Below are 13709 nucleotides of genomic sequence, written 5' to 3' on the forward strand. Positions count from 1 at the left end.
ATGCATAAGGCTGACATTTGAACTCAGGAGGCGTTTAGGGATGAAAAGCAAAAAGTGGTTGATTGCTGCGGGTGTGTTTGGCATGGTGTTAACCGGATCGGCAGGTGTATATGCAGGTACACAACTGGAGACAATCAAAGCTTATCTGAACCATGGGCTCGCCATCGAAGTGAACGGACAGAAATTTACACCGACAGGTGACCAGGGCAAAAAGCTTGCGCCAATTACATATCAAGGCAGTACATATCTCCCCGTTCGTTCGATTGCTGATGCGTTGAAGACCGAAGTGAAGTATGATTCCCAAAACAATAAAGTAAGCATCGGCTCTTCGAGCTCTTCTGGTGGGTCAACATCCACAGGCAACAGCGGATCAACCTCACCATCCACAGGCACGAACACACAGGCGTCAGGCGTGAAGTCCAAGTATCTGCCAGCAGATTTCCCATTACCGAAGGATGCGAAGGCAACAAGTCTCATTGAGAACATAATGGATGGTAACAAAAAAGTAGTGCTCACGTACACAACCAAAGAATCATTGCTGACCGTTGGAACATCCTACAAAGACTACTACCAGACCAAAAATCTAAGCCAGAACACGCAGGATATCCAGGCAGACGGCTTCAGCATCGTGGGTCGTGAAGATGGCAAATATGCCGTAACCATCACAGGTTCGGTGTCTGCAACCAACAAGGATCTGAATGAAATCACCGTAGTGTGGGGCGAAGAGTAATCTTTCCTTCTATAAAAAAGTGAACAGCCAAAGCCGCCCGTTGAAATCATAACAGATTTCATTGGACGGCTTTTAGGGTTGAATCCATATCTGGTTATATACTCTGAATTAATAATCTAAACATTAGTCCGTTACAGGTAATCGTTAAACCATCCGGCAATATGCTCCAGACGGCGTACCCTCAGATGAGGATGACCTCCACGGGACAACTCATGGTTGGCACCTGGGAAACGAACAAGCCTGGTGGTCTGCTTGCGCCGTTTTAACGCAATGTATAATTGCTCGGCCTGTTCAATTGGACACCGCAGATCCTGTTCGCCATGCAAAATGAGCAGCGGAGTACTCACGTTGCCGACATAAGCGAGCGGGGAGTGCTTCCACAGTTTCTCCGTGTCATCCCACGCATTTCCGCCAATCTGGTCTTCCGTGAAGAAATATCCTATGTCACTTACACCGTAGAAGGATAGCCAGTTGGAGATGGAACGCTGGGTAACAGCGGCCTTAAAACGATCGGTGTGTCCAACAATCCAGTTGGTCATGAAGCCACCATAACTGCCCCCGGTTACGCCCAATCTGGATTCATCGATAAACTCATATTGGGACAGGGCATAGTCCACACTCTCCATGAGATCGCGATAATCTCCACCGCCGTAATCTCCGCGACATGCGTCTACAAACTGCTGCCCGTATCCGAGGCCACCGCGTGGATTGATATACACAACAGCGTAGCCTTGTGCGGCGAGAATCTGGAACTCGTGCATAAATGTAAAACCATACATCATGTGTGGACCGCCATGAATCTCCAGAATGGTCGGGATTTTGACCCCGTCAACCATGCCATGAGGTTTTATGATCCATCCTTGCAGCCGCAGGCCATCCGAGGAATTAAACCAGAAGGTTTCCGGTGTACTAAGATGGATCTCATCCTCAAGCTGTGGATTGCTGCGGGTGAGTTGAATCGGGTCTACTCCGGGATCTTCCGGTTGTTCATACATATAGAGATCACCAGGATTTCGTGTGTCGGCAACAGCGGCAACGATCTGCCCGTTTTCCAACTCGGCGAATTGATAAATCTCCCGTTCGTCAGGCCATATATAGTCGGCACTGCTGCCGTCTCGAGCGAATTTGGCGATGCGTACACTACCATGGATAGTCGCCAGACAGAAGATTGAAGAACCATCCCTGCTGAATACTGGCCCCGTGGTTGTCAGATGTGATCGCATGTCGCCAACAATGCTGTGATTCAACTGTACGTCCCAATCGGTGCTCAGACATACGAGTTCACCACCTGATATTGGAAGGGTGTACAACTTCACAAGTGTGGCATTTCCATAGGAACGGTCACTGGCGAGCAGTGCAATGGATTGTCCATCCGGTGCAAAGGCCAGCCGGCTGAACGTATATCCTTCCGGGGTCAACTGCTGCACATCCGATCCGTCTGCCTTGGCAAGGTACACATGATTGGTTAGAGTGTAATCGTTATGATCCTCGCCATCTTCGGGCAGCTGGGCAATCCATGCAATGGATCTTCCGTCCGGTGACCAAGCGTAGTCTCCAACGTCATAATGACCTGTAGTTACAGGGAGTGGTTCCACATCGATCGGTGCGAGAGCGAAGAGGTGGGAACGTCTACCGTTCCATAATCCGCTGGCATCTGATTTCATGCGAATCCGGTCTACGACATGTTCTTGCAGCAGTTTAAGTCCATCGTCTATAGGATCTGTATGTTCTGATTCCTCATCTCCGCTCATATCCACGGATGATTTCACAAGCAAAGTATGACCATCCGGTGACCAGAGCAGGGAACTGACGCCATGTTTCAGGTGACTGATTTGCTGTGCTTCTCCGCCATCTGATGCGATAATCCACACTTGGGATTTCCCATCAACCTCTCTTAAAAAGGCAAGCTGAGACCCATCGGGCGACCAGGCAGGGGAATGATCTTTCTCACCAGAGGTAAAGGGTCTGTCCTTTCCACTCCCCAGATGCAGCAGTCTCAGGTGAGAACAATAACCGTCACGTGCTTCATTCGTTTTCCGGCTTACATATACCAGTTGTCCGCCTTGAGGGGACGGAGTTGGATCATTAACCCATGTAATCTGATAAAGATCTTCCGATGTTATGCCGCGCTGACTCATCATTGTTTGTCCTCCCACCATGAATTAGAATTGGCTAATTCCTAACCTTTCCATTTATATTAGCGGAAAGCTAGGGACAGGACAATATGACTAAGGATGGGAGGGGAGACATTTATAACAGTGATCGGAAGGTTGTTCTGTCATCGGAGTGGCAAGTGTAAATATTCTTTGTTCAATTCATATAGGGGTGTTAAAGGATTTGCTCGAAGGATGACGAATCCTAATGTTGAATAAGCGCAGAAATGAGGAAAAACGGTCTAATTTTAATGTTTAACATTGGTGATTTTGGTTTAATGTACAATGCAATTCCTGTTCTACATTCAGCTATTTGGTTCATAGCCATTCGTTTATATAGAACTTGTATGATTCAGTCACAATGGAGGAGGAACGTCACGTTGAGCACATCCTATGAGCAGCATGTGGAATATCCAAGCCGGAAACGAATGGCGTGGCTTACGGCAGGGGCGGCACTCTTTGTGGCAGCCGGATTTTTTTTGATTTTTGATCGTTCTTCAGTTACGAATGATTCCATCCTTTCGGATGTGATTGGACTTCTTTCCATTTTGTTTTTTGGGCTATGTTTCTGCTACAGTCTGGTAAAGATGATTAAGAAGGAACCTTCTTTTGTAATCGATGAGGATGGGTTTGTGGATGCATCTTCTTATACTGCAGGAGGAGCCGTGGCTTGGAAAGACGTTGAGAATATTTTTATGTATGAATTAATGGGACAGAAAATGATCGGGGTAAAATTGCGGGACGAGAAAGCCTTTCTGGATCGCCAGAACGGGATGAAACGCAAATTGATGACGGTCAACAGCAATATGGTCGATGCGACCATCAGCGTTGCCCAAAGTAGCCTCACAGTGCCACTGGATCAATTGTATATCATGATGATGAGCCACTGGAGACATGTGAGTGATAACATGATGTATGATTCGTATCATCGTCGTTAGAGAGGTCAGAATGTCCATAAGTCTTCAGAATGGAGGAATATAGATGATGCATGGTAATCCAACACGCACGATTCTACTTCCGGATGGAACTGCCCTGCCTGCGATAGGACAAGGCACATGGAACATGGGAGAGAAGCAATCCAGCCAGCAAGAAGAAGTGCGGGCACTGCGTTCTGGTATTGAACTGGGAATGACTGTGATTGATACGGCGGAGATGTATGCAGAAGGTGGGGCAGAAGTTGTTACGGGAAAGGCCATCTCGGGCCATCGTGATGAAGTTTTTCTCGTATCCAAAGTATATCCCCATCATGCAGATCGCAAGCAGATGATTACGGCCTGTGAGCGTAGTCTCACGCGTCTTGGTACAGATCGTCTGGATCTGTATTTGCTTCACTGGCGAGGGGGAGTACCGCTCGAAGAGACGGTTGAGGCTTTGGAACAATTAAAGCAATCCGGTAAAATCCTTCGCTGGGGTGTATCAAATCTGGATACAAGGGATATGCAGGAGTTATGGAGTCTGCCGGAGGGGTCTCAGTGCATGGTGAATCAGGTGCTCTACCATGCAGCTTCGCGTGGTATTGAACATGATCTGCTTCCCTGGATGCGGGAACGTAGCGTTCCTGTAATGGCGTATTGTCCCCTGGCTCAGGGTGGCAGACTTCGAAGTGAATTGTTGGAGCATCCAGTCATTCAGGATATTGCACAGGATCGAGGAGTTACGACTTCGCAGATCGCATTAGCCTGGGTGATCAGCGATGGAGATGTGCTGGCGATTCCCAAGGCGGTACAGCTGAATCATGTGGCAGACAATGCAGCAGCAGTGAATATCGTTTTGACACAAGAGGAACTCGCCCGTTTGGATGAGGCATTTCCTGCACCTAAAGGTAAGGTACCTTTGGATATCGTGTGAAATAGATGAAAATACGACTAATAAGTCATGCGGAGCAGATCTACCCGATCTGCTCTTTTTTGTGCCCATGTATCTATACAAACCTACTCCAATAAACAGATAGCCGAAGCTTCCGCAGGACCAAAGCAAAAATAGGTTTTAACAAATGGGCTTTACAACACTATTTCACTAGTGTACTATGTAACTAACACACCAGTACAGAGAGGAGCGAGAGCTTTGTGACTATGGAATTTGATAACAATTTACCAATCTATCTGCAGATCATGCAGTACATCAAAAGACAGATTGTAACCGGGACACTTCAGGCAGGTGACAAAATTCCTTCGGTTCGTGAATTGGCGGCCGAACTACAGATCAATCCCAATACAGTACAACGGACATTTCAGGAGCTTGAGCGGGAAGAAGTGGTTGAAACCAAACGGGGCTTGGGCAGATACGTGACCAGTGAGGAGCGGAAGATTATGACGATCAAAAAAGAGATGGCCGGTGAATTGCTGGAACGCTTTCTGACCGGAATGCAGGAACTGGGGATCGAAGAGCAGGATATCTTATCCATCGTAGCCGATGCCGTTGCGGAAGGAAAGGGAGGAACAACGCATGAGTAACATCCTTGAACTGAACCAGATCAATAAAACATATGGCAATAAGAAAGCGCTAAGTAATATTACATTGGATATTGCATCGGGACGAATCGTAGGTCTACTGGGGAGCAACGGTAGTGGAAAAAGTACGCTCATGAAGCTGGTTGCAGGTTTATTGCATCCGAGCAGCGGAACGATTCAAGTCACAGGTAAGCCTGTTGGGCTGGAGACGAAGGCACTGGTTTCGTTCATGCCGGATCGTCCATTAACCGAAAAGTGGATGAAAGTGCGGGATGCGATTGCATACTATCGCGATTTCTATGCTGATTTTGATGAGGAGAAGGCGCGGGAGATGCTGGACTTCATGAACCTCGTCGAGAGTGACCGGGTACGGCATCTGTCGAAAGGGATGAATGAACGACTACAACTAACACTGGCACTTTCTCGTAAGGCTCGTCTGTATTTGCTGGATGAACCGATTGGCGGAGTAGATCCGGTTGCGCGTGGCAAGATTCTGGATGCGATCGTCAAATTCTATGATGAAGACAGCAGTCTCATCATCTCCACGCATCTTGTGAATGATATCGAACGGATTTTTGATGAAGTTGTCTTTATTCGCGAGGGCGAGCTGGTGATGCGGGAAGAAGTGGAAACGCTCCGTCTGAAATATGGGAAAAGTGTGGATGAGATGTTCAAGGAGGTCTATGCGGAATGATGACATTATTGAAGTATGACTTTAGAAGGAACTGGAATACACTGCTGGCTGGGCTAGTTATTTTGATTATCGCTCAAGTGGGGCTTTCCCTTTTCGTGTCTGAGGTCACAGGGATTGTGCTTGGCATTATGGGTTATGTTGGAGTAGGTGTGGCTATTTATGTGAAAATGATCAAAACATACACGTCCAATATACGCTCTTATAATCGCCGTCTGTTACCCATAACGGGCCTATCACATGTGTTGTCTCCCTTGATCTTTGGAGCTCTTTGCGGGTTGGGGTTAGTCATTATATTCGCGACTCATGCCTATATCTATATCTCAATGAAGCTAAGAATGAACATGGCTAGCAATATTGACCTTTCGGGTCTGCATCTCTCGGATTATATTAGTTTGTTGCTGTTTAGCGCATGGGTTATGGTATTCATGACCGTCATCATCTTCCTTTCGATCTCGATTGCAGGCAGCTTCCGTTGGAGAACTGGGCCATGGATCGGCATCGTTGCATTCTTGGTCCTCGTTAATCTGCTTGGCTGGTTGGAAAATATCATTACGACAGGACGTTTTAGTCCAAATGAAATGTTCCGGTACACGGAAGAAAGTACAGGGATCTCGATCACAGCCAATGGCGTATTATGGTCGGACGGCATGTGGGGAAGCATTGTATTTGAAGTTATTGTGGCGGTCATCCTGGTGTGGGCTACCATTTACCTGAACAACAAAAAAGTCGAAGTCTGATAACAGGATAACTTGAACGTGATGCGAGCAACCAGGGTTGCTCGTTTTTTTACATCCAGTAATAATCCACTTTTTGAATCCACTACCATTAATTATACGTATATATAGATATATTGTGTGCTCGATGCGAGATTAGGTTATAGAGAACAAAAGGATCTGTAAGGGAAAGGAGAAAGCGTTATGGAACTATACTTCAGGGATAACTTTTTTAACGCAGGTTACACCGAGATTATGAATCCGAATCAGGAACAGGCAGGGCATCTGGATTTGAAAAGTGTCTTTGGTTCTTCGCTCGATGTATCGGATAACACGGGATTGGTCTGCAGCGGCAAATTTCGCATGTTAACAAATCGTTGGGACATCACTGCAGCAGATGGGAGACATCTGGGTGTGCTTAGGGCCAGGTTCAGTTTCTTTAGCAAAAAGTATGAATATGACGCAGGATCACGCGGTACGTATGATGTGTCTGCTCCAGCATTTTCGCAGGAATATGATATAAGCGGCAGTGGTGGCCGGATCGTGGCCAGTTTCCGTCGCACCAACGGCTGGTTTAGTTCCGGGGCATTTGTATTAGACAACCAGTCGGAACAACTGGACACGTATGAATTAATTGCAGTGGTCATGGGCGTACATGCGATTAATAAAAGACGAAACTCGGCTGCCAGCAGTGGTGGAACATAGTGCAGAATCATGGGGTTCACAGGCAGTTAGGTAGTTCTACAGGAATAGAGGAATAAGGTCTGGATAATATCATCCAGACCTTATTTGCGTAGATGAAATTGCTGCTTTTGACAAGTAGACATTTAACCCACTCTCATAAAATCAATGGACATCGGCATTCGCGAGAGGTTCTTCATCATGCTGGTGCGGTATGACGCCTCGTGTGCGTTCAGAATGCTGATCAGGTTCAGCTTGCGCATAACGGGCTAGTGCCTTTGCAGCTGTCTCGGACATGCGCTCCCGCAGCACCGTGTGGTCAGCGATTCGAACCCGTTTGCCCAGAAAACGCATCTTGGATAAGACATAGTCCATCTCATTCCGCGGGACGGTTAGCTCGATCCGATATGTCTGCTCGGCTTCCAGGTACTCGACTTGCTTCTCGAAGCAGGAGAAGGCATAGAGGATTCGGGACAGCTCCTGATTGAATTCGGGCAGGACTTCGATGGTGATGGTCGTCTTACGCTTCTCCGTTATCGCAGCAATTCGGGCAGTGTAGCCAGAAGCGGTATCCTGCTGAACCTGCTGGGCTTCCACGGTAACGATGCTGTGCAGCTTGGTAGACATGAGTTTGTCGAAGCGAGGGGCGTACCAGAGCACATACCATTCTTTTTTGACCATGGAATACTCCAGTTTATAAGGGAAGCCGAATTCATCCTGACTCGTGCGTCCATTGCGGACGCGACCGATCAGTCGAAATCCCTGGTGATGAAGAATGATTAATCGTAACCGTCTAAGAAGTGGATGAGAGACACTGTTTTCTTCGCTTTTGGCTTTCTCGGTCAGGTAATCCTGAAGGTTCAGGTCCTGCTCATCATGAAGCATATTGTGCATTTTATCCAACGTTACAGGACTCAGCGCTTCTCTCGCAGCAGGGTGATTCAGCATCATACGAAGCCAGGCCCTTTCCTGTGAGGTCCAGGTGAACAGTCCGGTTTCATTCAATCGCGTCATCATCTGGTAATTGAACATCTTCTCGAACAGGTTCATAATATTCCCCAATCTCCTTCCATTCCTTGATCATCTCCTGGCGTAGTCTCTGAGGCGCGATTACTTCACAGCTTGAGCCAAAACTCCGTAACCAGGGTTTGATCTCTGTGGTACCGTTGACCTGGATTTCGTAAAGAAAGGTATGATCCGTTTCGGGTATAATTTTGCCCCATTGACCTTGCAGACGAACCCGATCCAGAATGAAGTTGCGCTGACGACGCTCCGGGTGGAAAAAGCGAGCTTGAACCGTCACGGTATTCCCCGTATCCACAAGCCAACTGTAGCGACTAATGTCGGTCCACTGCTGCTTCAACTCAAGCATGTATTGCTCTTCTACTGAATCCTGTTCCTCCAGTTGGGTTATGCCTTCCATGCGGAATTTCACAAACCCGCGGCGGCCCTGATATCCAATTACATACCAACGACCATACTGATGGTCATAGATCACTTCAAGGGGCACGATCCGGTTGGATCGACCATCTGCTTCCCGTTCAAAGCGTGGATTCGTATTCTGTGAACTGTAGCTGGATGGTTTTTTCGGTGAATAGTATAGGAAATGCACACGTTTGCGCTGACGAATCGCACCAAGCAGTGTGTAGAGATGAGCTTCATCCAGGATACGAGAATAATAGTGATACTTATAGATATAGGGTTCGGTAGCTTCTTCTTGCGGAAAACTTGCCGTAATGGCTTTTTTCAAACTATCGCGCAATAAATATCCCTGTACGGACGGAACCTGGGTATTCGCCATCATATCCACAAAATCATACAACTCCAGCTGTTCCTCCACTGTCAATTCGGTAAGGACATCCTGTTGTAAAGCATATCGATACGGTCTGCCACCAGACTCTTTTCGGATAACCCCAACCTCTTCCAGATACTTCAGATCGGAACGAATGGTTTTCTCGTCAGGTAACGCCAGATCTTCCGGCAGATCAGCACAGCAGGCGTCCAGCAGTTCCATCACGGTCAGGGTTTTATGTTGTAAGGTATGCAAAAGGACAGAAAGTCGCTGAACTTCAGTCTCTTTCATCGACTTGGCGCGGAAGAGGAAGAGCAGCATAGGCTCTGCCGACTCTCCATACTGGAAGCGGACGAGATCCGCCATTTCCCGGCTTGCTTCGGCACCTGGGCGTTGGTCAGCGACGGTTTGCATGATCTCTTTTAATCTGCGATTGGTTTTATCAAAGGTATGTACAGATATGCCAAGCCGTTCGGCGTACTGTTTGCGGTTATATGCACCGCTTGTTAGGGATAACATGCGTAAGAACTGAATTTCTTTGTCAAAACTCTCTCTTGCCATGAACATTCACTCCTTGTTATCCCTTCATTGTAGCAGGAAGAGTGGCCGGTTTCATTTAAACTTATGAAGGTAAACGATAATTTAATGAGTTATGAAAGTGATTCGTCGCCATACTTCTGCCATGTTCGTATGTATCATGCTTGGGTCATAATGAGGGTATGAGCGAGGAAGGGCAACACGTTTAATCGATCTGGTGAACAATGCGAGAAGGGAATAGGAATCCATGATACATATTGTAATTTTTTAAAAGGAGGCGACTGACATGACTCATGTTCATGAAGAAATGAGAGATACGATTAGACAACAGCTGAAGCAGATTGAACAGGAGGAGCAAGTTCGGATTATCTATGCCTGTGAATCCGGCAGTCGGGCTTGGGGATTTCCTTCCCAGGATAGTGATTATGATGTGCGTTTTCTGTATGTAAGACCACTGGAATGGTACTTGTCGATTGAGGATAAAAGGGATGTGATCGAACGCCCGATCAGTGATCAGCTCGACATCAATGGTTGGGATCTGCGCAAGGCCTTGAAGCTGTTTCGCAAATCCAATCCACCGTTACTGGAGTGGCTGCAATCCCCGATTCAGTATGATGAACAGTATAACGTGGCACAGCATATCCGTGCACTGTCACCTTTGACCTTCTCGCCCAAGTCCTGCATGTATCATTATCTGAATATGGCAAAGGGGAACTTCCGGGATTATTTACAAGGTGAGCAGGTGAAGATCAAAAAGTATTTCTACGTGCTTCGTCCATTGCTCGCTTGTGGCTGGATTGAACGTTATGATGCAATGCCACCGATGGCATTTGAAGAGCTGGTGCAAGAACTTGTACCTGCGACTACACCGCTATATACGGAGATTCATGAGTTACTACGCCGGAAAAAGGCGGGCGAGGAACTGGATCTGGAGCCACAGTTGCCAGCAATACAGGCTTTGTTGGCGGAGAAGATCGAGCATTTTGAACGACTGGCTGGCCAGATGGAGAATGAGCAGATTATTCAATTTGAAGAATTGGACCGGATTTTCCGTTTTGCATTACAAGAGGTATGGGGCGAAGGGGAATAAGAGGAAGAAAGTTGTGTGCTGGCGACGCTTTCGCTGGAGTCGGAGCCAGTAGACCCACGTTTGTGAACTGTTATATGAAAATAAATTTTGTTATTCACCTATATTGTATGGGTAATTATGGTATGATACTCTGGCTAAAACTAATTGCTGGAGGTTATCCGTATGCGGTTCAAAGTAATAAGCAGTTTGCTTGCCATTTTTATGATTTTTGCTACTGTTGCGTCTGCTCATCCAGGAAGAACAGATGCAAATGGGGGACATACCTGTCGAACCAACTGTGCAAAATGGGGGCTGAAACAAGGGGAATATCATTATCACAACGGAGGTTCTTCTTCGAGTTCCAAATCTTCCTCTTCAAGTTCATCCAGTTCAGGAAGTACCAAGAAAAGTAACAAGTCTTCAACTGCAACCCAAAAGAAAGCCACTCCTAAACCAGAATATACCACGTCTTCTATTCAGGTGAAGGTGAATGGTTCCAAGGTTATTTTTACCGATTCTCCAATTGTAATGAATAACACGAATCTCGTACCTCTGCGTGAGATGGCCAAAGCGCTGAAAGCCAAAACGTCTTGGGACAGTAAGACTCAAACCATTACCATTACCAAAGACAAGTACAAGCTAATCTTTACCTTGGGCAGTAAAAAGGTGAAAGTTAACGGGAAAGAAGTCACCCTACAGGCAGCACCCAAAGAAATTAAGGGAACGACGTACATTCCGCTCAGAGTTTTGGTAGAAGGGCTTGGAGTATCCCTCACTTCATCCGGTAATACGCTGACGGTGAAAGTGAAAGAATAAATGATGAAGCAGGTTCGGAGTTGTTTATCCGACCCTGCTTTTTTTGTGTATAAACTTGCGTTAGGGATTTTCCGAATCAGTTGGTATGAGCAACGGCGCGAATCTCAATCAGTTGATGAGGGAAGGCCAGACCCGATGTGCCAACCATCGTAACAGCCGGACGATGCGTACCAATATACTCTTTGTACACAGCAACACATGGCTCAAGATGCTCCTGCGGATGAACTAAGAAAATCTCCAGTTCAGCAATGTTCGACTTGGTTACATCGAATGCGGCGAGCACACGATCCAAGTTATCGAGTGTCTGGCGAACCTGTGCTTCAATATCATCGACACCAATAAACGTCCCCTGCATATCATGTGAAAATTGTCCTGCAATGTAGATCGTACCGTTAACACTGTATCCCTGAGCCACACTGAATGCCTCTTCCCACGGGACACCGTGGCTATATATTTGAGCTGTAGACATATATTTCTCTCCTTTGGGAATTCAAGATAAGGTTAGTATAAACGGAGAAAAACGACTTGGGCAGTACGCACTTTCATGACAGTGACTATCCATTAGGATAGTGTAAACACGGTGTTTGTGAGCCTAACGACTCATTCCAGAGAATCTTTATATCAGGATATTTAATTTAGGTATAACTAACTTAAGTCCTATATCCTTCCACTAGAATCTGGGTAATAATGATAGTAGGCAAGTAATTAATGGAATCTCATAACGTAACGATAGGGGGTAACCTGTATGGCATCCGTGATTCTGTTGGTAAAACAGACGGAGGACGATGAGAAGGTTATTTATCGATTCGGACCGAATGAGCGAAAGATGGGGCTCATTGAGATGAATAAGATCAAGGAAAGTGTGAAGGAACTGGAACCTGTCCAGGTGGATGGGGTAAGTCCGAGTTTTTTCTTTAACCGAGCTGCGCAGCGACTGGTACGATGTTTATTCAGGGAAGGCGGCAAGTTCCCGGAACGAACGACGTTTGAAACATAGTTTCAGCACCGCAAAAATAAGTCCACAACCCTGCTCATGGGTCATGGACTTATTTTTCATTTCAGAACGTTTTGGCATAAGAAATCAGTGCTGTTATCGTGATGATGTTAAGCAACGTTGAGATTAGCACCGTCTGGGCTGCAAAATCGGGTTCATTATCGTATTCTTCCGCGAGAATGGATGCGTTGACACCCGTTGGCATACCGGAAGCGATAATGAGTGCCTGTGCAGCGATACCTTCCAACCCAAGCAGAAGCACAATTGAAATGCCGATGGCTGGGCCAATCAGAAGGCGCAAAAATGTGCTAATATACACATCAAGACGGTACAGTTGAATTGGATATTTTACAATCTGTGCTCCGAGTGTCAACAGTGCCACAGCAACCATACTTTGCTGCGCATAAGTCAACGGCATGGACAGGAACGTAGGCAAGGGAACCTTCCACATGTGTAACAGAATCCCCAGCAAGAGTGCATACGGAACGGGCATTTTAAGAAATCCAATAATCACCGCACGGTAATTACCTTTGAGCTTCGCGCCCTGAATGGACAACACGCCATAGGTGAATGTCAGTAATGCTTGTAAAGACATGACCAGCGCCTGAATGGATGAGGCGAGTGGATCGCCGCGGAATACCAGTGCGTTGATGGGTAGACCATAATTCCCTGCATTGTCCAGCATGATACTGTTGTTGAAGGCAGCCTTCATGCCTTTATTCATCCGAAGCGAGCGCGCAAATACAGAACCTACAATATAAAGAATCAATACATATATTGCGTAAAAGAGTGTCACGGTCCCGAGCAGTTCGCCCGACATATCCGAGTGATACATGCTCATAAAGACGGCTGCGGGGGTAATACAATAGAAATTGATTTTGGCGAGTGTGTACAAGTCCAGCTTGAACACTTTTTGCATCCAGGACCCGACGGCGATCAGGAGAAAGACAGGCAGGACGACTTCTAGCATGATGTCTGCAATCATCAGTTCAGCTTCCTTTTTCATGAAAATTTCAATCCGGTTTCGAAAATACATTGCTTATTATATCATTTTATAGACGAGCATTTTGCATAAATCCC

At 46.6% G+C, this 13709-nt stretch carries 15 protein-coding genes; 10 read left to right on the top strand and 5 right to left on the bottom strand.

What is annotated here, in order from left to right:
• The first annotated feature begins 40 nt into the window (after positions 1-40).
• Positions 41-730: a stalk domain-containing protein gene (locus MHB43_RS05945; RefSeq protein WP_405131542.1), complete on the top strand. Its 690-nt coding sequence runs from the start codon at positions 41-43 to the stop codon at positions 728-730.
• Between the two features lie 131 nt (positions 731-861).
• On the opposite strand, the gene MHB43_RS05950 is transcribed toward MHB43_RS05945, so the two are convergent.
• On the bottom strand, positions 862-2871 hold the full coding sequence (locus tag MHB43_RS05950; RefSeq protein ID WP_405131543.1) for a prolyl oligopeptidase family serine peptidase: 2010 nt from the start codon (positions 2869-2871) through the stop codon (positions 862-864).
• Between the two features lie 392 nt (positions 2872-3263).
• Here MHB43_RS05950 and MHB43_RS05955 point away from each other — a divergent pair, with 392 nt between their 5' ends.
• The 6 genes from MHB43_RS05955 (at position 3264) to MHB43_RS05980 (ending at position 7445) form a co-directional block, all read left to right on the top strand.
• Positions 3264-3821: an STM3941 family protein gene (locus MHB43_RS05955; RefSeq protein ID WP_221818991.1), complete on the top strand. Its 558-nt coding sequence runs from the start codon at positions 3264-3266 to the stop codon at positions 3819-3821.
• Positions 3822-3864: 43 nt separating this feature from the next.
• The gene (locus MHB43_RS05960) at positions 3865-4731 is read left to right on the top strand and encodes an aldo/keto reductase (protein WP_339182490.1); all 867 of its coding nucleotides are present in this window, start codon (positions 3865-3867) and stop codon (positions 4729-4731) included.
• A gap of 218 nt (positions 4732-4949) precedes the next feature.
• Positions 4950-5336: a GntR family transcriptional regulator gene (locus MHB43_RS05965; RefSeq protein WP_026081254.1), complete on the top strand. Its 387-nt coding sequence runs from the start codon at positions 4950-4952 to the stop codon at positions 5334-5336.
• A complete protein-coding gene (locus MHB43_RS05970; RefSeq protein ID WP_405131544.1) occupies positions 5329-6027 on the top strand; it encodes an ABC transporter ATP-binding protein in 699 nt (232 codons plus the stop codon). The genes MHB43_RS05965 and MHB43_RS05970 overlap by 8 nt, the downstream gene beginning before the upstream one ends.
• Entirely contained in the window at positions 6024-6764 is a 741-nt protein-coding gene (locus MHB43_RS05975; protein WP_405131545.1) for a hypothetical protein, read from the top strand. The genes MHB43_RS05970 and MHB43_RS05975 overlap by 4 nt, the downstream gene beginning before the upstream one ends.
• 180 nt (positions 6765-6944) lie before the next feature.
• Positions 6945-7445, top strand: a complete 501-nt coding sequence (locus MHB43_RS05980) for a hypothetical protein (RefSeq protein WP_405131546.1) — start codon at positions 6945-6947, stop codon at positions 7443-7445.
• A gap of 141 nt (positions 7446-7586) precedes the next feature.
• On the opposite strand, the gene MHB43_RS05985 is transcribed toward MHB43_RS05980, so the two are convergent.
• Positions 7587-8471, bottom strand: coding sequence for a WYL domain-containing protein (locus MHB43_RS05985; protein ID WP_405131547.1), 885 nt, complete (start codon positions 8469-8471; stop codon positions 7587-7589).
• The gene (locus MHB43_RS05990; RefSeq protein WP_405131548.1) at positions 8419-9774 is read right to left on the bottom strand and encodes a helix-turn-helix transcriptional regulator; all 1356 of its coding nucleotides are present in this window, start codon (positions 9772-9774) and stop codon (positions 8419-8421) included. Before MHB43_RS05990 ends, MHB43_RS05985 begins: the two co-directional genes overlap by 53 nt.
• 262 nt (positions 9775-10036) lie before the next feature.
• Between MHB43_RS05990 and MHB43_RS05995 the strand changes: the two genes are divergently transcribed.
• A complete protein-coding gene (locus tag MHB43_RS05995) occupies positions 10037-10840 on the top strand; it encodes a nucleotidyltransferase domain-containing protein (protein ID WP_405131549.1) in 804 nt (267 codons plus the stop codon).
• A 162-nt stretch (positions 10841-11002) separates the two neighbouring features.
• Entirely contained in the window at positions 11003-11635 is a 633-nt protein-coding gene (locus MHB43_RS06000; RefSeq protein WP_405131550.1) for a copper amine oxidase N-terminal domain-containing protein, read from the top strand.
• Positions 11636-11711: 76 nt separating this feature from the next.
• Here MHB43_RS06000 and MHB43_RS06005 read toward each other — a convergent pair whose 3' ends face one another.
• A complete protein-coding gene (locus tag MHB43_RS06005; RefSeq protein WP_221819000.1) occupies positions 11712-12104 on the bottom strand; it encodes a RidA family protein in 393 nt (130 codons plus the stop codon).
• 276 nt (positions 12105-12380) lie between these two features.
• Here MHB43_RS06005 and MHB43_RS06010 point away from each other — a divergent pair, with 276 nt between their 5' ends.
• The gene (locus tag MHB43_RS06010; RefSeq protein WP_036606446.1) at positions 12381-12632 is read left to right on the top strand and encodes a hypothetical protein; all 252 of its coding nucleotides are present in this window, start codon (positions 12381-12383) and stop codon (positions 12630-12632) included.
• Between the two features lie 61 nt (positions 12633-12693).
• Here MHB43_RS06010 and MHB43_RS06015 read toward each other — a convergent pair whose 3' ends face one another.
• Positions 12694-13614 carry an AEC family transporter gene (locus tag MHB43_RS06015; RefSeq protein WP_017690279.1) on the bottom strand — a complete coding sequence of 307 codons (921 nt, stop codon included), beginning with the start codon at positions 13612-13614 and terminating at the stop codon, positions 12694-12696.
• Positions 13615-13709 lie beyond the last annotated feature (95 nt).

Origin of the sequence: Paenibacillus sp. FSL H8-0317 (assembly GCF_045040685.1) — a bacterium.
Classification (GTDB): Bacteria; Bacillota; Bacilli; order Paenibacillales; family Paenibacillaceae; genus Paenibacillus.